Source organism: Pseudomonas sp. 20P_3.2_Bac5 (assembly GCF_025466035.1).
In the GTDB taxonomy this organism is placed as follows: domain Bacteria; phylum Pseudomonadota; class Gammaproteobacteria; order Pseudomonadales; family Pseudomonadaceae; genus Aquipseudomonas.
The window spans coordinates 1-21,963 of the sequence record NZ_JANLOA010000114.1 but is presented as its reverse complement, the minus strand read 5'-3'; the positions used below and the strand labels follow the sequence as shown (position 1 = coordinate 21,963).

Here is a 21,963-nt window from a genome sequence, read left to right as displayed (position 1 = left end):
GCATGAGCGACTCCCTTGATCTCAGCCTCGACGGCGTAGAGCGCCGGTCACTGGCTGACTTCACCGAACAGGCCTACCTCAACTATTCCATGTACGTGATCATGGACCGGGCGCTGCCGCACATCGGCGACGGCCTGAAGCCGGTCCAGCGGCGTATCGTCTACGCCATGAGCGAACTGGGCCTGGATGCTGATTCCAAGCACAAGAAATCGGCGCGTACCGTCGGTGACGTACTCGGTAAATTCCACCCCCACGGCGATTCGGCCTGCTACGAAGCCATGGTGCTGATGGCCCAGCCGTTCAGCTACCGCTACACCCTGGTCGACGGCCAGGGCAACTGGGGTGCGCCGGACGATCCGAAATCCTTCGCGGCCATGCGCTACACCGAAGCGCGACTGTCGCGTTATTCCGAAGTGCTGCTCAGCGAGCTGGGGCAGGGCACTGCGGACTGGGTGCCGAACTTCGACGGCACCCTCGACGAACCTGCCGTTTTGCCGGCACGTTTGCCGAATATCCTCCTCAACGGCACTACCGGCATCGCCGTCGGTATGGCCACCGATGTACCGCCGCACAACCTGCGGGAAGTCGCCTCGGCGTGCGTGCGTCTGCTCGATGAGCCAAAGGCCACCGTCGAGCAGCTCTGCGAACATATCCAGGGGCCGGACTATCCGACCGAAGCGGAAATCATCACCCCGCGCGCCGACCTGCTGAAAATCTACGAAACCGGTCGCGGCTCGGTCCGCATGCGCGCGGTGTACCGCATCGAAGACGGCGACATCATCGTCACCGCGCTGCCGCATCAGGTTTCCGGTGCCAAGGTGCTGGAGCAGATTGCCGCGCAGATGCAGGCGAAAAAGCTGCCGATGGTCGCCGACCTGCGCGATGAGTCCGACCACGAGAACCCGTGCCGGATCGTCATCATTCCGCGCTCCAACCGGGTCGAGCTGGACGAGCTGATGCAACACCTGTTCGCCACCACCGAGCTGGAGTCCAGCTACCGCGTCAACGTCAACATCATCGGCCTGGATGGTCGCCCGCAGTTGAAGAACCTGCGCGCGCTGCTGGTGGAATGGCTGGAATTCCGTATCAACACGGTACGCCGCCGGCTGCAATTCCGCCTGGACAAGGTCGAGCGTCGCCTGCACTTGCTGGATGGCTTGCTGGTTGCGTTCCTGAACCTGGACGAAGTGATCCACATCATTCGTACCGAAGACCATCCCAAGCAGGCGTTGATTGCCCGCTTCGAGCTGACCGAGATCCAGGCCGAATACATCCTCGAAACCCGCCTGCGCCAACTGGCGCGGCTGGAAGAGATGAAGATCCGCGGCGAGCAGGACGAACTGCTCAAGGAACAGGCCAAGCTGCAAGCCCTGCTCGGCAGCGACGCCAAGCTGCGCAAGCTGGTGCGCACCGAACTGATCAAGGACGCCGAAACCTACGGCGACGACCGCCGCTCGCCGATCATCGCCCGGGCGGAAGCCAAGGCGCTGTCGGAAAACGAGCTGATGCCGACCGAACCGGTAACCGTGGTCCTGTCCGAAAAGGGCTGGGTACGTTGCGCCAAGGGCCACGACATCGACGCTACCGGCCTTTCCTACAAGGCTGGCGACGGCTTCAAGGTGGCGGCGGCGGGGCGCTCGAACCAGTTCGCGGTGTTTGTCGACTCCACCGGCCGCAGTTACTCGGTGGCAGCCCACACCCTGCCGTCGGCGCGGGGCCAGGGCGAACCGCTGACCGGTCGTCTGACACCGCCGCCAGGCGCTTCCTTCGAATGCGTGCTGCTGCCGGATGACGACGCGCTGTACGTGATCGCCTCCGACGCCGGTTACGGCTTCGTGGTCAAGGGCGAGGACCTGCAGGCCAAGAACAAGGCCGGCAAGGCACTGCTCAGCCTGCCTAACGGTGCCAAGGTGCTTGCACCTCGTCCGGTGGCGGACCGCGAGCAGAACTGGCTGGCAGCGGTGACGACCGAGGGTCGCCTGCTGGTGTTCAAGATCAGTGACCTGCCGCAGTTGGCCAAAGGCAAGGGCAACAAGATCATCGGGATTCCCGGTGACCGGGTGGCCAGCCGTGAGGAATACGTCACGGATATGGCCGTTCTGGCTGACGGCGCGACCCTTGTATTGCAAGCCGGCAAGCGTACGCTATCGCTCAAGGGTGAAGACCTGGAGCATTACAAAGGCGAGCGTGGCCGTCGCGGCAACAAACTGCCGCGCGGCTTCCAGCGGGTCGATGCGTTGTTGGTCGACAATCCGGAGTAAGCGTTCCAGACGCCTGGAACGGGGTTTTTCCCACACGTTCCGGGCGTAAACACTGGAGTTAGAGCTTGATTTCGCGGATGATAGGCGCCCTGTGGTGCCAGCGTGGCTGGGTGCCCGAATGAATTCATGAGTATCACTGCGGTGCCGTGTGGTGGCCGCCTGGATGGGATGATGACTTTTCTGCGCCTTCCATTTGTTCTCTTGCTCACGGGCGTACTGGGCCTGGCGGGGTGCAGCATGCACCAGCCGGTCGCCTTGTATCAGCTTGACAGTGGCGAGCCAGGACAACCGAAGCAAAGTGCCGGTATGGCGGTAGTACTGGGTCCGGTATCGGTCGCCGACTACCTGCAGCGTGAGACGCTGCTGCAGCGGCAAAACGATGGCAGCCTCACCGCGGCGACGGACGGTCGTTGGGCGGGCAGTCTTTCCGCTGATATCGATCAACTGCTGGTTCGCCAGCTGGCATGGCGTCTGGACAGCCAGCGCGTGATCCTGGCTCCGGCCAGCACCGGCTTCAGTCCTGATGTGCAGGTGCTGCTGTCGATCACCCGCCTGGACTCGGGCGCGAATCAACCGGCGATCCTCGATGCGCAATGGCGTCTGCTGGACCGTCGTGGTCAGGTTCGCGACAACCGCATCATTCACCTTGAACAGCCGCATGCCGGCAGTTCCTCGGCGCAGGTGCAGGCCCAGGGCCAGTTGCTGCAGCGTCTGGCCGAGCAGTTGAGCACGGCGTTGAAACCGTTGGCCAACCAGCCGGCAATCGTTGAAGAGGCGCCGCCGAAGAAGCAAGCCGCTCCGGTACAGGTTCGCAAGGAGCCGGAAAAGCCAAAGATTCCGATGGCTTCGCCGATCCGCACGGACATGGAAGTGTTCCGCTTCTGAGTTCACCATGTCTAGTCCTGAAATAGGTTTACACCTGTTCAGGTAGGCCGACAGGCCTCAAAACGCCCGATGCACCGCATCGGGCGTTTTGTTTTTCAGAGCCATATGAGGCCGTTCTGTGTTGTAGATCTGCACTGCCTCGTCAACCATCTGCCTCGCTTGCTCCAGATCTTCGGGGCTGCTCAACAGCAGCTCCATCTTGAGGATTCCGTTGACTCGCTCGGCCAGCGCGTTCTGGTAGCAGTCATACCCATCAGTCATGGAGCACTGAACGCCGTGCCGTTGATGCAGTGACTGGTATAGCGCCGAGCAATATTGGATTCCTCTATCCGAATGGTGGACTAATGGCTGGCGACGACGGCGCTTTCGTAATGCCTGCTTGAAGGCTTGCGCCACTGACTCGGCATGCAGGCTTTCATGGACGTGGTGGCCAACAATCTTCCTGGAGTAAGCATCCGTTACCAGGCTCAGGTACAGCGCGCCATTACGTGCAGGCAGGTAAGTAATGTCGGCAACCCAGACGTGCTCCGGCCTTGTCGGAACGATCTGGCTTGGGCCGGGCTTGAGTAAGTTGGGATGGCGATAGAAACGATGAAAGCTTTGTGTTGTCTTGTGGTAGGCCCGCTTAGGCAGCACTAGCAAACGGCGCTCTCCCAAGACTTGGAACAGCCTATCTCGGCCGACCTGGAATCGTCTGTCAGGTTGGCAATGCAGCAGATAGTGCAGCTTGCGTGTACCCAGGCGAGGCTGGCGCATCCGGACTTGCTGTACAAACTCAACCACCCGGTCTGCCTGGCGTTCTTTGCCATCAGCAACTCGGTTGCGCTTGTAGTAAGCCTGTCGACTGATGCCTAGAAACTGACAAGCCCTGGCAATGCTCAGTCCTGCGACTTGACCTTGCGAGAGGACTTGCCGGATCGCTTTTTTACGACCGAGACACCATAGTCATTTTTCAGAACATCAACGACCGTCTCAAAGAACTGGGCCTTCTGGCTCATCAGCTCAAGCTGCTGCTCAAGCTCTTTGATCCGCTGCTCTGGAGTGAGCGTTTTGGGGTCAGACATCGCGCAGCTCCTCTTGTCGCGGATCGACGCCCCCTGGCTCCAATCCTGCCGACCGTGCTTACGCAACCATACCAGAACCGTCGACCGACCCTGGATGCCATACCGCGCCTGGGCCTGCTTGTAGGTCAGTTCGCCTTTTTCAATCTGATCAATCACTGCCAATTTAAAAGACAGTGAGTAATCACGCTGTGTGCGCTTTACACCTTGCTCCATCTGACTCTCCGGAAATTCGGGATGGGAGGTGTAAACCTTATTCAGGACGGGACACAACCAAAAAAAAAGCCAACCCGAAGGTTGGCTTTTTTCTTTCTCAGCCCTTACTCAGAGCGAGGCTTGCCACGACCACTACCGCCGCCACCCGGACGCTTCGGCGCGCCCGCCGGCTTGCGGCGGACATCGCTCGGGCGCTCGGCAACGGTGCTGCGGCCTTTGCGCGGGGAATCGTCACGCGGCTGGCGCGGCGAACGCTCGGTCGCGCCGTCCTTGGCCGGACGCAGGGTCCGCACGCGCTCGCCACGGCCGACCGGCTTGCTGGATTTACGCTGCATGCGCTCCAACTTGTCCTTGGCCTTGGCGTTCATCGCCGGCATCGCCACTGGGGTCAGGCCCACTTCGGCGGCCAGGATGTCGATTTCGCCCTGGCTCATTTCGCGCCAGCGACCCATCGGCAGGTCGGAGTTGAGGAACACCGGACCGAAACGCACGCGCTTCAGGCGGCTGACCACCAGACCCTGGGATTCCCACAGGCGGCGAACCTCACGGTTACGGCCTTCCATCACCACGCAGTGATACCAGTGGTTGAAACCTTCACCGCCCGGCGCCTGCTGGATATCGGTGAAGCGTGCCGGACCGTCTTCCAGCACCACGCCTTCCTTGAGGCGGGCGATCATGTCGTCGTCGACTTCACCGCGCACGCGCACGGCGTACTCACGGTCCATCTCGTAGGACGGGTGCATCAAACGGTTGGCCAGTTCACCGTCGGTGGTGAACAGCAGCAGGCCGGTGGTGTTGATGTCGAGGCGGCCGACGTTGATCCAGCGGCCTTCTTTCGGCCGCGGCAGGCGGTCGAACACGGTCGGACGGCCTTCCGGGTCGTCACGAGTGCAGATCTCGCCGTCAGGCTTGTTGTACATGATGACGCGGCGTACGGCTTCGGCTTTTTCTTCGCGCTTGATCAGGCGACCGTCGACGGAAATGGCGTCGTGCAGGTCGACGCGCTGGCCGAGGGTGGAGACAACGCCGTTGACCTTGATGCGACCTTCGCCGATCCAGGCTTCTACGTCACGGCGCGAACCCACGCCAATGCGCGCGAGTACTTTTTGCAGTTTTTCGCCGGACGGACGTGGCGGGCTGTCTTGCAGGTCTTGTTCACTCATCTGGGCACCTCCCGGTGTAGAGATTCAAATCTGGGCTTCAGGTGCGCCAAGCACCAAAAAGGTCGCGAATCATACGCTGATCCCGGCGCAAACGCATCAGAGCGTAGCGGTATATCGCCATCGCCGCCGTGCTTTTGCGCCGGACGGTGGATCAGTCGCGGGTTGCTTCGGGCAACGCGTCGTGACTGTCATCTTCGTCCAGCGCTTCATCCGCCGCCTCTTCAGGCGCTTCGGGCAGGTCACGCAGCAGGTCGTCGAAGTCGGTTTTCAAGCCTTCTTCCATTGCGTCCAGCTCCACCAGCAAGGTGCGGAAGCTGGTTTCTTCCACCGGCGCCTCGCCGTCAGGCTCGGCGCTGGCGTCGGCCAGGGCCTGCAAATGCGCGGGCACAGGCAAGTCGTCAAGGTCCATTGGCGGCATCGGCGCCGGCTCCATTTCCCGCAGTTCGGCCAGAGATGGCAGTTCATCGAGGCTTTTCAGGTTGAAGTGGTCGAGGAAGCCCTTGGTAGTGGCGAACATCGCTGGCCGGCCGGGCACTTCGCGGTAACCGACGATCCGCACCCACTCGCGCTCCAGCAGCGTCTTGACGATATTGGTGTTGACCGCGACGCCACGCACATCCTCGATCTCGCCGCGGGTGATCGGCTGGCGATAGGCGATCAACGCCAGGGTCTCCAGCAAGGCTCGGGAATAGCGCTGCGGACGCTCTTCCCACAACCGGCCGACCCACGGCGCGTAGGTCTCGCGAATCTGCAGGCGATAACCGGAAGCAACCTCCACCAGCTCGAAAGCCCGCCCGGCACAAGATGCCCGCAGCACTTCGAGGGCTTCCTTGAACACGCTGGAGTCAGGGCGCTCGGCTTCCTCGAACAACTCGAAAAGCCGCTCCAGCGATTGCGGTTTACCCGAGGCCAGGAGGAAGGCTTCGAGCAGGGGCGCCAGGTCGCGCGGGTCGTTCAGGTTCATGCGGTTGCTCTTGAATTCATTCTGCCCGGGCCCGGACGTGGATCGGCGCGAAGGGCTCATTCTGCACGAGTTCGACCAGCGATTCCTTGACCAGCTCAAGAATCGCCATGAAGGTCACCACCACGCCAAGCTTGCCCTCGTCCGCGGTGAACAGCTCGACGAACGGCACGAAGCCACCGCCCTTGAGGCGCTCAAGCACTTCGCTCATGCGCTCGCGGGTCGACAGCGCCTCACGGCTGATCTGGTGGCTTTCGAACAGATCACTGCGGCGCAACACCTCGGCCATGGACATCAGCACTTCTTCGATGCAGACATCCGGCAGCAGCTTGCGCGCCTTGGCCTGCGGGGCGTCGAGGCGCGGCACGATGATGTCGCGGCCGACCCGGCTCAGTTGGTCGATGTCCTCGGCGGCGGCCTTGAAGCGTTCGTACTCCTGCAGGCGACGAATCAGCTCGGCGCGCGGGTCGTCTTCTTCTTGCTCGGCCTGCTCGGCCCGCGGCAGGAGCATGCGCGATTTGATCTCGGCCAGCATCGCCGCCATCACCAGGTACTCGGCGGCCAGTTCCAGGCGCACGGTCTTCATCAGCTCGACATAGCCCATGTACTGGCGGGTGATTTCCGCCACCGGGATATCGAGGATGTCGACGTTCTGCTTGCGGATCAGGTAGAGCAGCAAGTCCAACGGGCCTTCGAAGGCTTCGAGGAACACTTCAAGCGCGTCCGGCGGGATGTACAGGTCCACCGGCATTTCGGTCAGGGCCTGGCCATAGACCATGACCAGCGGCAGTTCCTGTTGGGCGCCGGCCTGGGGATCGACCGGAGCCTCTACCTCTTCGACCATGCTCACGCTTCGACCATGAAAGGCGCGGGGTCGCCGCAACCGACCCGCACGACTTCCGGCTCGTCTCCGGCCAGGTTGATCACGGTGGAGGCTTTAAGGCCGCCGAAACCGCCGTCGATGATCAGGTCGACGTGGTGCTCGAGCGCCTGGCGCATTTCATAGGGATCGGTCATCGGCTCGGACTCGCCGGGCATCACCAGGCTGACGCTCATCAGCGGCTCGCCGAGTTCTTCCAGCAGCGCAAGGGCGATGGGATGGTCCGGCACGCGCAGGCCGATGGTGCGGCGCTTTTCATGCAAGAGCAGGCGCGGCACCTCGCGGGTGGCGTTGAGGATGAACGTGTAAGGCCCCGGCACATGGGCCTTGAGCAGGCGGAAGGTGCCGGTGTCGATCTTGGCGAACAGCCCCAGTTGCGACATGTCGCAGCAGATCAGCGTGAAGTTGTGGTTCTTGTCCAGCTTGCGCAACTGACGTACCCGCTCCACGGCGTTCTTGTCGCCGATCTGGCAACCCATGGCGTAGGACGAGTCGGTCGGATACACCACCACCCCGCCCTTGCGGATAATCTCGACCGCCTGTTTTATCAGGCGCGGCTGCGGATTCTCCGGATGTATCTGGAAAAATTGACTCACATTGTCTTCCTGTTCAGACGGCCGCGGATGGCTGCTCATGTTTGAATCGACGCCACAGAGGTGGCAGATCCTCCGGCAGAGGCCGGTAGACACCGATTTCGGACCAGGTGCCCGGGCCATGGAAGTCGCTGCCAGCACTGGCCAGCAGACCGAACTCACGGGTCAGGATGGACAACGTGCCGACCTGTTCGGCCGGCTGCATGCCGTTGACCACTTCAAGCGCCTGTCCCCCTGCTTGAATATAGTCGGCAATCAGCCGGCGGCGCTTGCTGCGGGTGAGTTCGTAATGCATCGGATGGGCCAGGCTGACCCAGGCGCCAGCGGCGCGCAGGGTCTCTACCGTGTCGTCGAGGGTCGGCCAGTGCAGCTTGACGTCACCCAGCTTGCCGGCGCCGAGCCATTTGCGGAACGCTTCGGCGCGGTCCTTGACGTAGCCGGCGCTGATCAGGAAGTCGGCGAAATGCGGGCGCGCCGGCGCGTTGCCGCTGTCACCGAGCGCCTGCTGGATCGCCCGCGCGCCTTCCAGCGCGCCAGGCATGCCCTTGGCCGCCAGGCGCCGGCTGATTTCCTCGGCGCGCAGCCAGCGGCCGCGGTGCAGGGACTCGACGGCCTCCAGCAACGGCGGGGCATCCAGCGGGAATCCGTAACCCAGGACGTGGATGGTGACGCCCGACCAGGTACACGACAGCTCGATCCCGCTGACCCATTGCATGCCGCGCGCGTGCATCGCCTCGCGGGCCTCAAGCTGGCCTTCGAGGGTGTCGTGGTCGGTCAGGGCCATCATCCGGACGCCCTGCTCATAGGCGCGGGCAACCAGATCGGTGGGAGTCAGCGAGCCGTCTGACGCGGTGCTGTGGCAGTGCAGATCAACATTCATGGGGTGACGCTTTCCCTCTCATTGAGGTTTGTTATTATGCCGACACATCCCGCTCCTGGCTGCCACCGTGAAACAATTCATCGATTTCATCCCGCTGCTCCTGTTTTTCATCGTCTACAAACTCGATCCCCGCGTCGTCGACGTCGCCGGCCAGAGCTTCAGCCTGGGCGGCATCTACAGCGCCACCGCAGTGCTGATCATCAGCTCGCTGGTGGTCTACGGCACCCTGCTCATCCGCCAGCGCAAGCTGGAAAAAGGCCAATGGCTGACCCTGGTCGCCTGCCTGGTGTTCGGCGGCCTGACGCTGGCCTTCCACAGCGAAACCTTCCTCAAGTGGAAAGCCCCGGTGGTCAACTGGCTGTTCGCCCTGGCGTTCCTCGGCAGTCACTTCGTCGGCGACAAGGTGCTGATCAAGCGCATCATGGGCCACGCGCTGACCCTCCCGGACCCGGTCTGGACCCGCCTGAACCTGGCCTGGATCGCCTTCTTCCTGATCTGCGGCGCGGCCAACCTGTTCGTCGCCTTCACGTTCCAGGACTTCTGGGTCGACTTCAAAGTGTTCGGCAGCCTGGGCATGACCGTGCTGTTCCTGGTCGGCCAGGGTGTCTACCTGTCCCGTCACATGCACGACAGCGACCCCACCACTCCCAAACCCGAGGAATGACATGCTCTACGCCATCATCGCCACCGATGTTGCCAACTCGCTGGAAAACCGCCTGGCCGCACGCCCGGCGCACCTGGAGCGTCTGCAACAACTGAAGGCTGAAGGACGCATCGTCCTGGCCGGCCCGCACCCGGCCATCGACAGCAACGATCCGGGCGCCGCCGGTTTCAGCGGTAGCCTGATCGTCGCCGAGTTCGACTCGCTGCACGCCGCACAGGCCTGGGCCGACGCCGACCCGTACATCGCCGCCGGCGTCTACGACAACGTCATCGTCAAGCCCTTCAAGCAAGTCCTGCCGTAACACCCACGGCGCGCCGGCCGAGCCTGGCGCGCCGTGCCCCGTTTTTAATCGGGGCAGTTGCTCATTATTCTCATCGCGCGGCCGACAACACCCTGAACACTCGACTGGAATTACAGGAGTTCCGATGCGTCAAGGTCCGTTGTCCATGCTGCTGTGCCTGTTGTTGCTGAGCCCGTTCACCCAGGCCGAAGAGGCCACACCGCTGTCGCTGAGTGCGGGCAGCCAGATCACCGAGTTGCAGCAGCGACTGAAAGAGAGCGAGCTTCAACGCGAAGCACTGACCCAGCAACTGCAAAATACCGACAGCGAGCGCGAAAACGCGCAACTGGGCCGACTACGCCAGGAAAACCAGCGCCTCAAGCTGATGCTCAAGGAGTCTCAGGCCAGCACGGCCCCTAAACTGCTGACCGATCAGCAGCAATGGTTCGTGATCGGCAGCGCGGTCACCCTGATCGCCGTGCTCTGCGGTATCTTTGTCAGCGGTAGCCACAGAAGGCGCAAGCAATGGTTGAATTGAGTGAGACATGAGTGAGCTGTTACTGATTGACGACGACCAGGAACTCTGCGAGTTGCTCGCCCACTGGCTGAGCCAGGAAGGGTTCCAGGTCCGTGCCTGCCACGATGGCCAGAGCGCCCGCAAAGCCCTGGCCGAACAGGCTCCGGCAGCGGTGGTGCTGGATGTGATGCTGCCCGACGGCAGCGGCCTGGAGTTGCTCAAGCAGTTGCGCAGCGAGCACCCCGAGTTGCCGGTGCTGATGCTATCGGCCCGCGGCGAACCACTGGACCGCATCCTCGGCCTGGAACTGGGCGCCGACGATTACCTGGCCAAACCCTGCGACCCTCGTGAACTGACCGCCCGCCTGCGCGCCGTATTACGCCGCAGCCATGCCCCCGCAGCACCGAGCCAGCTTGAAATTGGCGACCTGAACTTCAGCCCGGCGCGTGGCGTGGTCGAGATCGACGAACGCGAGCTGACCCTGACCCTCTCCGAAAGCCGCATCCTCGAAGCCCTGCTGCGCCAACCCGGCGAACCGCTGGACAAGCAAGAGCTGGCGCAGATCGCCCTGGGCCGCAAACTGACGCTCTACGACCGCAGCCTCGACATGCACGTCAGCAACCTGCGCAAGAAGATCGGCCCCCACCCTGACGGTCGCCCGCGCATCGTCGCGCTGCGCAGCCGCGGCTACTACTACAGCCTGTAAGCGCTGTGTCAGTCAGGTTCCCGGCGGTCTTTACCCAGGCTTTACCCTTGGCTGACCGCCGCTGACCTTGATCTCCATAGACTGGCCACATCCGGTAACGACCGGCCTACAGATAGGAGAGACACCATGCGCAAGACCCTTATCGCCCTGATGTTCGCTGCCGCCCTGCCCACCGTCGCCATGGCCATGCCCGAAGGCGGCCCAGGCCCTGGTCCACGCCACGGCGAGCACCACCGCGGTGACGCGCCTTTCGCCCAACTGGACCTGTCCCGCGAGCAGCGCCAGCAAGTCGGCAAGCTGATGGGCGAAGAAATGAAGAACCGCCGCGATGTCACCCAGCGCTACCTGGACAAACTGCCGGCCGCCGAGCAGAAAGCCATGAAGGACGAGCTCAAGGCCAAACAGGACAAGACCCAGGCTGACATCCGCGCCCTGCTCAAGCCGGACCAGCAGAAGCAGTTCGACGAACTGCAGAAGAAACGCGAGGAACGCCGCGCCGAATGGCAACAGTTCCAGGCCTGGAAAGCTGAAAACGGCAAGAAGGCCCAGTAAGCTGTCACACCTCCCCCGCCCGGCCTGCTCATGCAGGCCGGGCTTCCGTCATTAGAGGGACTGCCCTTGCGTTCACTGTTCTGGCGTATCCTGGCCAGCTTCTGGCTCGCCATCGCCCTGGTCGCCGGTCTGTCGATCCTGCTCGGGCACACACTCAACCAGGACGCCTGGATTCTCAGTCGTCATCCGGGACTCAACGTTCTGGCGAAAAACTGGGCAGAGCGCTACGAGCAGCAAGGCCCGGAAATCGCCCAGCGCTACCTCGAACAACGCAAACACCGCTACCACATCGATACGCAGGTGCTCAACGAGGCCGGCGAAGCCGTGGTACCGGGTACGTTCCCGCGCCGGGCGGCGGTGTTCGAAGCGCGGCAAGGCAATGACGATCGCCCGCTGCCCTGGCGCCGCCTCACCGAGGAATACACCAGCCCCGGCAGCGGCACTACCTACCTGTTGATTTATCGCATCCCGCATCCCGAACTGGATGCCTGGCACCGCGAGAGCCTGATCTGGCCCCTGAGTGCACTGGGCATCACCTTGGTGGTGCTGACCCTGTTCAGCCTGCTGGTCACGCTGTCCATTACCCGCCCGCTCAGTCGCCTGCGCGGTGCGGTACATGACCTCGGCCAGGCCAGCTACCAGCAGAACAGCCTGGCGCGGCTGGCCAGCCGTCGTGATGAATTCGGCGTTCTGGCCAACGACTTCAACCGCATGGGCTCACGCCTGCAAAGCCTGATCGGCAGCCAGCGCCAATTGTTGCGCGACGTTTCCCACGAGTTGCGTTCGCCGTTGGCACGGTTGCGCATCGCCCTGGCCTTGGCCGAGCGAGCGGAACCGGAACAACGGGAAACCTACTGGCCACGCCTGACCCGCGAGTGCGACCGGCTGGAAGCCTTGATCAGCGAGATCCTTGTGCTGGCGCGGGTCGATGCCGAGCATGCCCACGCCGAGCCCGTCGACCTCAATGCGCTGTTGAACAGCGTGTGCAAGGACGCGCAACTGAGCGCGCCGGAGCAGGAGATCCAGATCCAGGAAGCCCCCGGCCTCACGCTTCAGGGCTGGCCGACGATGGTGGAGCGGGCGCTGGACAACCTGCTGCGCAATGCCTTGCGCTTCAGTCCGGAAGGTCGACCGATCGAGGTCACGGCATTACAGGAGGGCGAGCGGATCGTCATCAGCGTGCGCGATCACGGGCCGGGCGTGGCGCCGGAGCATCTGGAGCAGTTGGGCGAGCCGTTTTTCCGTGCACCTGGGCAGAGTGCGCCGGGGCATGGTCTGGGCCTGGCGATTGCGCGGCGGGCGGCGGAGCGCCATGGCGGGAGTTTGCAGTTGGCCAACCACCCGCAGGGCGGGTTTGTGGCGACGCTGGTATTGCCGGTTCAGGCGGGTGGGGGTGCCTGATTTGTAGCGTTCGCGACGGTTCGGCACGCCTAGCCGTCGCGATGAGCCCGGAAATCAGCCCCAGGCGCTGACAAAGTCCTCGGTCTTCAATACCGGCGCAGTCCGCGGCTCACCCATTGGCGTGCCGAGGTACAGGAAGCCAATCAACTCTTCCCCCGCTTCCAGACCCAGGCCCTTGGCCACATGCGCCGAGTAGGCCATCTCGCCGGTCCGCCACACCGCGCCGATGCCTTGCGCATGGGCCGCCAGCAAAATCCCGTGGGCGGCACACCCCGCCGCCAGCACCTGCTCGGACACCGGCACCTTGAAGTGTTCCTGGGTCCGGGCAATCACCAGCACCAGCAACGGCGCCCGCAGTGGCATGGCGCGCGCCTTGTCGAGGGCGGCTTCGGTAGCATCACCCTTGAGCGCGACCACTTCGGCGAACAGCTCGCCCAGACGGGTCCGCGCCTCGCCTTCGACCGTGAGGAAACGCCAAGGCCGCAACTGGCCGTGATCCGGTGCACGCAAGGCCGCCTGGAACAGGCCTTCACGCTGGGCGGCGTTGGGCGCCGGGTCCGTCAGGCGCGGAACGGAAACACGGTTGAGCAAAACGTCGAGAGCCTCCATCGGCTACCCTCCAGGTCGAAAAATGAGGGCCCATTCTAGTGCCCTGCCGATCAAACACCACAGCGACGTTTACTTAAAAAGGCCCGCAGGTAGAATGGCGCCCTTCCGTTTCGAGTCAGAGCAGATCACATGGCGTTGCCGACCTTAAGGATCATCGGTTTCATTATCGGCATCTTCCTCATCACTCTGGCGGTCAGCATGGTCGTGCCGATGGCGACGCTGGTCATCTTCGAACGCACCAGCGACATGCCGTCGTTCCTCTGGTCCAGCCTCATCACCTTCATCGCGGGCCTCGCGCTGGTGATTCCCGGCCGGCCGGAACACGTGCATCTGCGCCCGCGGGACATGTACCTGCTGACCGTCAGCAGTTGGCTGGTGGTGTGTATATTCGCCGCACTGCCGTTCCTGCTGACCCAGCACATCAGCTACACCGACGCCTTCTTCGAAAGCATGTCCGGCATCACCGCCACGGGCTCCACGGTGCTCAGCGGCCTGGACAACATGTCGCCGGGGATTCTGATGTGGCGCTCGCTGCTGCACTGGCTCGGCGGTATCGGCTTCATCGGCATGGCGGTGGCGATCCTGCCGCTGCTGCGCATCGGTGGCATGCGCCTGTTCCAGACCGAGTCGTCGGACCGCTCCGAGAAGGTCATGCCGCGTTCGCACATGGTCGCCAAGTCCATCGTGCTGGTGTACATCGGCATCACCGCGGTCGGCGGCCTGGCCTTCTGGCTGGCGGGCATGAACGCGTTCGATGCGATCAACCACGCCATGTCGGCGATTTCCACCGGCGGGTTCTCCACCTCGGACCTGTCCCTGGCCAAGTGGCAACAGCCGGCAGTGCATTGGGTCGCGGTGGTGGTGATGATCTGCGGCAGCGTGCCGTTCACCCTGTATGTGGCCACCCTGCGCGGCAACCGCAAGGCGCTGATCAAGGACCAGCAGGTCCAGGGCCTGCTGCTGTTGCTGGTGGTGACCTGGCTGGTGCTCGGCACCTGGTACTGGGCCACCACCAAGCTGCACTGGCTCGACGCCCTGCGCCACGTCGCGCTGAACGTCACCTCGGTGGTCACCACCACCGGCTTCGCCCTGGGCGACTACAGCCTGTGGGGCAACTTCTCGCTGATGCTGTTTTTCTACCTGGGCTTCATCGGTGGCTGCTCGGGCTCGACCGCGGGCGGCATCAAGATCTTCCGTTTCCAGGTCGCCTACATCCTGCTCAAAGCCTCGCTGAACCAGTTGATCCACCCACGGGCGGTGATCAAGCAGAAATACAACGGTCACCGGCTCGACGAGGAAATCGTCCGTTCGATCCTGACCTTCTCGTTCTTCTTCGCCATCACCATCTGCGTGATCGCCCTGCTACTGTCGCTGCTCGGCGTCGACTGGATGACCGCCCTGACGGGCGCCGCCAGCACCGTGTCCGGCGTCGGCCCCGGCCTTGGCGAGACCATCGGCCCGGCGGGCAACTTCGCCACCCTGCCGGACGCCGCCAAGTGGATCCTTGCCGGCGGCATGCTGCTCGGCCGCCTGGAGATCATTACTGTGCTGGTTCTATGTATGCCGGCGTTCTGGCGTCACTGACCGGCGCTGGCGTCGCCTCGGACTGGTTCAGTCCGTGGCGGCGGGCGCGGTATTCGCCGGGGGTGACATCGAACCAGCGGCGAAAGGCCCGGAAGAAATTGCTCGGGTCGGCGAACCCCAACAAGTAGGCAGTTTCCAGCAGGGTCATGCCCGGCTGGGCCAGGTACTGCTCGGCCAGTTCGCGCCGGGTGTCATCCAGCAGGGCCTGGAAGCTGGTGCCCTCCTCCTGCAAACGACGCTGCAACGTGCGCTGGGACAGGTGCAACGCCTGGGCCACGAGTTCGCGCTTGGGTTCGCCCTGCGGCAGCACCCGGCACAACACCTGGCGGGCGCGGTGGGTCACCCGGCTTTCGGAGAAACGCGCCAGGTATTCCCCGGCGAAGCGGTCGTGCAGGGTCGCCATTGCCTCGTTGGCGGTGGGCAGCGGCGCCTGCAGGTCTTGCGGATCGAAGATCAGCGCGTCATAGGGCGCGCCAAACACCAGCGGCGAGTGAAATGCCGTCTTGTAGGGTTCGATATCGTGGGGTTGCGGGCCCTGGATCAGCACCCGCCGTGGCTGGATCACCCGTCCGCTCAACCAGGTGCACAACGACAACGCGCAGGCCAGCGACGCTTCGGCGCTGTGTCGGGTCGGCGGCAGATGGTCGCCGTGGACGGTAAGAATCAGGGCATGGCCTTCCGGGCCGAGGTGAAAACTCAGGTCGGAGCTTTCGGCAATGATCCGCTGGTAACGCACCAGACGCTCGAAGCCCTCGGCCAGGGTCCGGCTCGACATCAGCGCATAACCCACCACATGAAACGACGCCGGTCGCACCACCCGGGCCATGTTCAGGCCGATGGCGTGGTTGCCGGACAATTCCTCGGCCAGTTGCCAGAGACGGGTCATCGAGTCCTGGGTGAAGCGCGCGTCAGGGTCATCCAACGCGGCGAAGTCCAGGCCGAGCTTGCGAAACAGGCCAGGACAGTCGAGCCCTTCAAGCTCGAGCGCTTTGACAATCCCGGAGGCCCAGCTTGCTGACGTGGTTCTCTCGTTCATGGCGGGCTCAGGTTTTGGGGAGACGCAAAGGATACTAAAGTGGCGCCTATTGTCACTTGCTGATACAGCTACTGACTCTAGACTCAGTTCAGGCTCCACGCCCTATAGGTTGCAAACTTACAAGAACAGGGAGGCTAAAGCCGTGGACAATCTGCAGCGCTTCAACAGCTTCGAGCAGTTCTATCCCTATTACCTGGGCGAGCACAGCAACCCCGCGTGCCGGCGCTTGCACTTCGTCGGCACCACGCTGGTGATTGCGCTGCTCGCCTACACCATCGGCAGCGGCAAGTGGCTGTTGCTGCTGGCCGTGCCGTTCGCCGGCTACGGCTTTGCCTGGGTCGGGCATTTCTTCTTCGAAAAGAACCGCCCGGCCACCTTCAGCTATCCGCTCTACAGCCTGTTGGGAGATTTCGCGATGTACCGCGACATGCTGCGCGGGAAGGTGAGTTTCTAGAATCCTGGCTGAAATCAACCCTGCACGGATTCAGCCAGCCGCGCCGCGTCCGCTTGCGCCTGCCGCGCTTGGTCATCCGCCAGCCGATACAGCTCGATCTGGCCGTCCCAGTGCTCGATCAGCGCCGTGCAGGACTCCACCCAGTCGCCACAGTTGAGGTAGTCGATCTCGCCGACCTTGCGGATTTCGGCGTGATGGATATGCCCGCACACCACCCCGTGAAAGCCCTGTTTCACACACTCACGGGCGATGGCTTCCTCGAAGTCGCTGATGAAGTTCACCGCGCTCTTGACCTTGTGTTTCAGGTACGCCGACAACGACCAGTAGCCATAGCCGTAGCGCGCCCGCCAGTGATTCAGCCAGCGGTTGAGGGTCAGGGTGAATTCGTAGGCCGAGTCGCCGAGAAAGGCCAGCCAGCGGTGATAGCGGGTGATGACGTCGAACTGGTCGCCGTGGATCACCAGCAGGCGGCGGCCGTCGGCGGTGAGGTGTTCGGCCTGGTCCACCAGATGAATGTTGCCCAGCACCAGTTTCGAGTAACGCCGGAGGAATTCGTCGTGGTTGCCGGTGACGTAGATCACCTCGGTGCCGCGCTTGCTCATGGTCAGCAGGCGGCGAATCACGTTGGTGTGGGCCTGCGGCCAATACATGCCGCCGCGCAGTTTCCAGCCGTCGATGATGTCGCCGACCAGGTAGATCCGGTCGGCGTGATAGCGCTTGAGAAATTGCGACAGGTGCTCGGCCTGACAGTCACGGGTGCCCAGGTGCACATCGGAAATCCACAGGGTGCGTACGCGCTGCTTGCGCGAGGGTTTGATCAACGCGGCACTGGTCATGGGCGGGGCTCCGGCAGACTTTGGGCGAGCTTGCCAGTCGGCGGTTAATCGAACATGACAGCCATGCGGCAGTCCCATGACAGCCGCGGCGAGAGTAAACTGGCGCCTTTCACCCGCCTGGACCCTCGCAATGAGCCGCGGCCCGATCCTCACCCTGCGCCACTACCGCGACGACCTGATCGCCCACAGCCACGAGCACCCGCAATTGGTGTTCGGCCTGCGCGGGCGCCTGGATTTCGAAGTGGACGGACGCGGCGCGCGGGTCGAGCGCCAGGACCTGATGGTGGTGCCCGCCGGCGCCCACCACACGTGCGGCAGCGACACCGGCAGCCATTGCCTGGTGCTGGATGTGCCCGCCGACAACTGGCTGGCCAGCAGCCTCGGCGCGCATGCGGGTGACTGCCACCGTCTGCTGGAACGGCCCGGCCCGCTGCTGTTGGACACTCGCCAGCAGCAATTGGTGGACTGGCTGGCCCACAGCCCCGTGAGCGACCCGCTGATCGCGCGCCAGGGCGCGGTGTTGTTGCTCGCCAGCCTGAATGCCGGCGTCAGCGCCAGCCCGGTCCAGCGCGAACTGCCCTACGCCGCCTTCGACGCCCATATCGAGCAGTACGCGGCCTATCCGCTGCAGGTCGCCGACCTGGCGCGGCTGGCCGGGTTGTCCAGCGCACGCCTGCATGCCCGCTTCATCGCCGAGCGCGGCATCACGCCGATGGACTACATTCGCCAGCGCCGGCTGCTGCGTGCTCGGCAATTGCTGCAAGCCACGTCCTTGCCGGTCGGCGAGATCGCCAGCCGGGTCGGCTACAGTTCGCAGAGCGCCTTCGCCGCCGCCATGCTCAAGGCCTTCGGTCGCAGCCCCGGTGCACTGCGCCGCGAGTCTGGCGACAACTGACGCGAGGATCGCGACAGACACCCCGGCGTGGCCCGCCTTACACTGGCCGCGCTGTCGCCTGCTCATCAAGGACTCCCATGAACCACCGCACCGCCCTCGGCGCCCTGCATATCGGCGCGCTGTTTTTCGGCCTGACCGGCGTTTTCGGCAAGCTCGCCAGCGCCGCGCCCTCGATCATCGTTTTCGGCCGCGCCGCCTTCGCGGTGCTCGCCCTCGGCCTGTTCGCCCGCCTCGCTGGCTCGGCCTGGCGACCGCTGCAAGCCCAGGACTGGCGCCGCCTGGGACTGGGCGGCGTGCTGCTGGCCGGGCATTGGGTGAGCTTCTTCATCGCGGTCAAGGTTGGTGGCGTGGCCATCGCCACCCTGGGCTTCGCCAGCTTCCCTGCCTTCACGGTGATCCTCGAAGGGTTGCTGTTCCGCGAGCGGATTCGCGGCAATGAGCTGGTGCTGGTGGCGCTGGTGAGCATCGGTCTGGTGCTGGTCACCCCGGAATTTAATCTGGCCAGCGAGGCCACCGGCGGCCTGCTCTGGGCGCTTCTCTCGGGGCTGCTGTTCTCATTGCTGTCACTGACCAACCGCGCCGGCTCCGGGCGCATCCCGGCAGTGCAAGCGGCGCTGTGCCAGAACCTCGTGGTCGCCCTGTGCCTGCTGCCGTTCGCGGCGCCGGGCCTGGCCGAGGTGCCAGCGATGGACTGGCTGTGGATCGCCTTGCTCGGCGTCTTCTGTACCGGAGTCGCCCACAGCCTGTTCGTCGCCTCGCTGGCGGTGATCAAGGCGCGCACCGCCGCAGTGGTTTTCGCGATGGAGCCGATCTACGGCATCGCCATGGCCTGGCTGCTGTTCGCCGAAACGCCCACCCCGCGCATGCTGCTGGGCGGTGCGCTGATTATCCTGGCGATCGTGGTGTCCAGTCGCCTCGCCGCCAGCGCCGAACCTCGCAAGGCCGCCGCCGGGCAAAGCTGAAACTCAGCGGTCGTTGTGACCGAGGTCGCGCTCGGGGTCGATCTGGTCGCGTACCCGCTGCTTGAGCACCTTGGCTTCCGGGAAGCCGCCGTCGGCCTTGCGCTCCCAGATCTGCACGCCATCGCAGGTGATGCGGAACGTACCGCCGCTGGCCGGCTCCAGCGCCACGCGGCCCAGCTCGTCGCTGAACGTGCTGAGCAGTTCCTGGGCCAGCCAGGCCGCGCGCAGCAGCCATTGGCACTGGGTGCAATAGGTGATGACAATTTCCGGCTTCGGCGCGCTCACGGTAACAACCTCAAACAAAATGTGTGGCGCTTATACTAGCGGTCTTTGCCCTTCGCTCCGAGAGCCACGATGCGCCGCCTGCTGCTCTGTCTGCTGCTGTTGTCCACCTCCCTTTCCCTGTTCGCCGCCGAGACCGCCAAGCCTGGCGCTACCCGGCCCAAGGTCGGCCTGGTGCTGTCCGGCGGTGCCGCCCGCGGGCTGGCCCATATCGGCGTGCTCAAGGCGCTGGAAGAACAGGGCGTGAAGATCGACGCCATCGCCGGCACCAGCATGGGCGCGGTGATCGGCGGGCTCTATGCCTCCGGCTACAAGATCGAGGAACTGGAGAAACTGGCGCTGTCGATCGACTGGCAGCAGGCCCTTTCCGATGCGCCGCCGCGCAAGGACGTCCCGTTCCGCCGCAAACAGGACGACCGCGACTTCCTGATCAAACAGAAAATCAGCTTCCGCGACGACGGCAGCCTCGGCCTCCCGCTGGGGGTGATCCAGGGCCAGAACCTGGCGCTGCTGCTGGAGAGCCTGCTGGCCCACACCAGCGATACCCGCGACTTCGACAAATTGCCGATCCCCTTCCGCGCCGTGGCCACCGACATCGCCAGCGGTGAAAAAGTGGTGTTCAGCCGCGGCCACCTGCCCCAGGTGATTCGCGCCAGCATGTCGATCCCGGCGGTGTTCGCCCCGGTCGAGCTGGAGGGCAGGTTGCTGGTCGATGGCGGCATGGTGGACAACATCCCGTTGGATATCGTGCGGGAAATGGGTGTCGACGTGGCGATCGTCGTCGATATCGGCACGCCGCTGCGCAACCGCAAACAACTGGCGACGGTTGTCGATGTGCTCAACCAGTCCATCACCCTGATGACCCGCCGCAACTCCGAAGAACAACTGGCCGCCCTCAAGCGCGACGACATACTTATCCAGCCGTCACTGGCCAGCTTCGGCGTCACCGACTTCGGGCGCGCCCCGGAAATGGTCGAAGCCGGCTACCGCGCGACACAAATTCTCGGACCTCGCCTGGCCGCCCTGCGCCATGTCGAAGGCAGCGGCGCCGAGCTGGCGGTGGCCCGCTCGCCAGGGCAACGGACCCCGGTGATCACCGCGATCAAAGTGGAGAACGACTCCAAGGTCAGCGACGACGTGATCCGCTACTACATCCGCCAACCCGTCGGCCAGCCGCTGGAACTGGACCGTCTGCAGACCGACATGGGCACCCTGTACGGCCTGGATTACTTCGACCGGGTGCAATACCGCGTGGTGCACAAGGGCCAGGACAACACCCTGGTAATCAACGCCCGCGGTCGCCGCGGCGGCACCGACTACCTGCGCCTGGGCCTCAACCTCTCGGACGACATGCGCGGCGACAGCGCTTTCAACCTCGGCGCTAGCTACCGGGTGAACGGCATCAACAGGCTCGGCGCGGAATGGCTGACCCGAGCACAGATTGGTGACGTGCAGGAGTTGTACAGCGAGTTCTACCAGCCGCTGGACACCGGCTCGCGCTATTTCGTCGCACCGTACCTGAACCTCGGCTCGCAGAACATCGAGGCGACGCTGGACAACGACCCCGTCGCCGAATACCGCCTGGAGCGCTACGGCTTCGGCCTGAACCTCGGTCGGCAGATTGGCAACAGCGGTGAAGTGCGCTTCGGCGTAGGCCAGGCCTGGGGCAAGGCCGAGGTGCGAATCGGCGACCAGGACCTGCCCAAGGTCAACTTCAACGAAGGTTTCTACGAGCTGAAGTACTCCTTCGACACTCTGGACAACGTCTACTTCCCTCACAGCGGCGAAGACATCCGCCTGACCCTGCGCCAGTTCGAACCGGACCTCGGTTCCGATCAACGCTACCGGCAATGGGACTTCAAGCTGGACAAGGCACTGAGCAGCGGCCCGAACACCTGGGTGCTGGGCGGGCGTTATGGACGGACACTGGACGATGCCGACGTGGTGGTGTCGAGCATGGTGATGGGTGGGCCGCGGCAGCTTTCGGGCTTCCGCCAGAACTCGCTGTCCGGGCAGAACCTGAGCCTGATGCGCATGGTGTATTACCGCCGCCTGACGCCGCGCGCCTACCTGCCGCTGGACTTCCCGCTGTACCTGGGTGGCTCGCTGGAGCGCGGGCGGATCTGGAACAACGACAACGAATTCGACAGTGGCTATGTCAACGCGGCGAGTGTCTTCGTCGGTTTCGATACGCCGTTGGGGCCGCTGAGCTTCAGTTATGGCTTCAACAGCGAAGATGAGAAGGCGGTTTATCTGAATTTGGGGCAGACGTTCTGAAGGGGTCT

23 protein-coding genes are annotated in these 21,963 nt (G+C 63.8%); 13 read left to right on the top strand and 10 right to left on the bottom strand.

Features of this window, described 5'->3' with window-relative positions; translation table 11 throughout:
* Nucleotides 1-2: 2 nt before the first annotated feature.
* Nucleotides 3-2,261: a DNA topoisomerase IV subunit A gene (parC, locus tag NTD88_RS21125; protein WP_095155930.1), complete on the top strand. Its 2,259-nt coding sequence runs from the start codon at nt 3-5 to the stop codon at nt 2,259-2,261.
* Nucleotides 2,262-2,432: 171 nt separating this feature from the next.
* On the top strand, nt 2,433-3,146 hold the full coding sequence (locus NTD88_RS21120; protein WP_095156117.1) for a membrane integrity-associated transporter subunit PqiC: 714 nt from the start codon (nt 2,433-2,435) through the stop codon (nt 3,144-3,146).
* 57 nt (nt 3,147-3,203) lie between these two features.
* Here the strand turns inward: NTD88_RS21120 and NTD88_RS21115 are convergent.
* The 6 genes from NTD88_RS21115 to NTD88_RS21090 all read right to left on the bottom strand — a co-directional run bounded on the left by NTD88_RS21115 (nt 3,204) and on the right by NTD88_RS21090 (nt 8,900).
* Nucleotides 3,204-4,423 (bottom strand): IS3 family transposase gene (locus NTD88_RS21115; RefSeq protein WP_262155729.1). Its coding sequence is split into 2 segments (ribosomal slippage): nt 3,204-4,075 and nt 4,075-4,423, totalling 1,221 coding nucleotides; the frame shifts between segments, so codons are not numbered across the junction.
* 104 nt (nt 4,424-4,527) lie between these two features.
* Entirely contained in the window at nt 4,528-5,586 is a 1,059-nt protein-coding gene (gene rluB / locus NTD88_RS21110; RefSeq protein WP_262155731.1) for a 23S rRNA pseudouridine(2605) synthase RluB, read from the bottom strand.
* Nucleotides 5,587-5,737: 151 nt separating this feature from the next.
* On the bottom strand, nt 5,738-6,550 hold the full coding sequence (scpB, locus tag NTD88_RS21105; RefSeq protein WP_262155733.1) for an SMC-Scp complex subunit ScpB: 813 nt from the start codon (nt 6,548-6,550) through the stop codon (nt 5,738-5,740).
* 16 nt (nt 6,551-6,566) lie between these two features.
* Entirely contained in the window at nt 6,567-7,325 is a 759-nt protein-coding gene (locus NTD88_RS21100) for a segregation and condensation protein A (RefSeq protein WP_177454441.1), read from the bottom strand.
* 68 nt (nt 7,326-7,393) lie between these two features.
* Nucleotides 7,394-8,023 (bottom strand): L-threonylcarbamoyladenylate synthase, encoded by a 630-nt coding sequence (locus tag NTD88_RS21095; RefSeq protein WP_262155734.1) that lies wholly within the window; start codon nt 8,021-8,023, stop codon nt 7,394-7,396.
* A 13-nt stretch (nt 8,024-8,036) separates the two neighbouring features.
* Nucleotides 8,037-8,900: a PHP domain-containing protein gene (locus tag NTD88_RS21090; protein ID WP_095156814.1), complete on the bottom strand. Its 864-nt coding sequence runs from the start codon at nt 8,898-8,900 to the stop codon at nt 8,037-8,039.
* Nucleotides 8,901-8,967: 67 nt separating this feature from the next.
* On the opposite strand from NTD88_RS21090, the gene NTD88_RS21085 reads away from it, so the two are divergent.
* The 6 genes from NTD88_RS21085 (at nt 8,968) to NTD88_RS21060 (ending at nt 13,020) form a co-directional block, all read left to right on the top strand.
* Complete coding sequence (locus NTD88_RS21085) at nt 8,968-9,564, top strand: septation protein A (protein ID WP_095156813.1); 597 nt, start codon at nt 8,968-8,970, stop codon at nt 9,562-9,564.
* Nucleotide 9,565: 1 nt separating this feature from the next.
* Nucleotides 9,566-9,865: a YciI family protein gene (locus NTD88_RS21080; protein ID WP_095156812.1), complete on the top strand. Its 300-nt coding sequence runs from the start codon at nt 9,566-9,568 to the stop codon at nt 9,863-9,865.
* 124 nt (nt 9,866-9,989) lie between these two features.
* Nucleotides 9,990-10,382 (top strand): translation initiation factor 2, encoded by a 393-nt coding sequence (locus tag NTD88_RS21075; protein ID WP_095156811.1) that lies wholly within the window; start codon nt 9,990-9,992, stop codon nt 10,380-10,382.
* A 7-nt stretch (nt 10,383-10,389) separates the two neighbouring features.
* Nucleotides 10,390-11,067, top strand: a complete 678-nt coding sequence (locus tag NTD88_RS21070) for a response regulator transcription factor (protein WP_095156810.1) — start codon at nt 10,390-10,392, stop codon at nt 11,065-11,067.
* Between the two features lie 126 nt (nt 11,068-11,193).
* Entirely contained in the window at nt 11,194-11,619 is a 426-nt protein-coding gene (locus tag NTD88_RS21065; protein ID WP_262155735.1) for an LTXXQ domain protein, read from the top strand.
* Nucleotides 11,620-11,679: 60 nt separating this feature from the next.
* Entirely contained in the window at nt 11,680-13,020 is a 1,341-nt protein-coding gene (locus tag NTD88_RS21060) for a sensor histidine kinase (protein ID WP_262127531.1), read from the top strand.
* A 54-nt stretch (nt 13,021-13,074) separates the two neighbouring features.
* Here the strand turns inward: NTD88_RS21060 and NTD88_RS21055 are convergent, their stop codons facing one another.
* Nucleotides 13,075-13,629 carry a nitroreductase family protein gene (locus NTD88_RS21055; protein WP_262155736.1) on the bottom strand — a complete coding sequence of 185 codons (555 nt, stop codon included), beginning with the start codon at nt 13,627-13,629 and terminating at the stop codon, nt 13,075-13,077.
* A gap of 129 nt (nt 13,630-13,758) precedes the next feature.
* On the opposite strand from NTD88_RS21055, the gene NTD88_RS21050 reads away from it, so the two are divergent.
* Complete coding sequence (locus tag NTD88_RS21050; RefSeq protein WP_262155738.1) at nt 13,759-15,213, top strand: TrkH family potassium uptake protein; 1,455 nt, start codon at nt 13,759-13,761, stop codon at nt 15,211-15,213.
* On the opposite strand, the gene NTD88_RS21045 is transcribed toward NTD88_RS21050, so the two are convergent.
* Nucleotides 15,170-16,249, bottom strand: coding sequence for an AraC family transcriptional regulator (locus NTD88_RS21045; protein WP_262155740.1), 1,080 nt, complete (start codon nt 16,247-16,249; stop codon nt 15,170-15,172). The genes NTD88_RS21050 and NTD88_RS21045 overlap by 44 nt on opposite strands.
* A 142-nt stretch (nt 16,250-16,391) precedes the next feature.
* Between NTD88_RS21045 and NTD88_RS21040 the strand changes: the two genes are divergently transcribed.
* Nucleotides 16,392-16,703 (top strand): DUF962 domain-containing protein, encoded by a 312-nt coding sequence (locus NTD88_RS21040; RefSeq protein ID WP_262127470.1) that lies wholly within the window; start codon nt 16,392-16,394, stop codon nt 16,701-16,703.
* 14 nt (nt 16,704-16,717) lie between these two features.
* On the opposite strand, the gene NTD88_RS21035 is transcribed toward NTD88_RS21040, so the two are convergent.
* Complete coding sequence (locus NTD88_RS21035) at nt 16,718-17,539, bottom strand: UDP-2,3-diacylglucosamine diphosphatase (protein WP_262127469.1); 822 nt, start codon at nt 17,537-17,539, stop codon at nt 16,718-16,720.
* A 130-nt stretch (nt 17,540-17,669) separates the two neighbouring features.
* On the opposite strand from NTD88_RS21035, the gene NTD88_RS21030 reads away from it, so the two are divergent.
* Both NTD88_RS21030 and NTD88_RS21025 read left to right on the top strand, forming a co-directional pair.
* Nucleotides 17,670-18,434: an AraC family transcriptional regulator gene (locus tag NTD88_RS21030; RefSeq protein WP_262155741.1), complete on the top strand. Its 765-nt coding sequence runs from the start codon at nt 17,670-17,672 to the stop codon at nt 18,432-18,434.
* Between the two features lie 77 nt (nt 18,435-18,511).
* Nucleotides 18,512-19,396, top strand: coding sequence for a DMT family transporter (locus NTD88_RS21025; protein ID WP_262155742.1), 885 nt, complete (start codon nt 18,512-18,514; stop codon nt 19,394-19,396).
* A 3-nt stretch (nt 19,397-19,399) separates the two neighbouring features.
* Here NTD88_RS21025 and NTD88_RS21020 read toward each other — a convergent pair whose 3' ends face one another.
* Nucleotides 19,400-19,681 (bottom strand): SelT/SelW/SelH family protein, encoded by a 282-nt coding sequence (locus tag NTD88_RS21020; RefSeq protein ID WP_095156800.1) that lies wholly within the window; start codon nt 19,679-19,681, stop codon nt 19,400-19,402.
* 69 nt (nt 19,682-19,750) lie between these two features.
* Between NTD88_RS21020 and NTD88_RS21015 the strand changes: the two genes are divergently transcribed.
* On the top strand, nt 19,751-21,955 hold the full coding sequence (locus NTD88_RS21015; protein WP_262155744.1) for a patatin-like phospholipase family protein: 2,205 nt from the start codon (nt 19,751-19,753) through the stop codon (nt 21,953-21,955).
* The last annotated feature ends 8 nt before the right edge of the window (nt 21,956-21,963 follow it).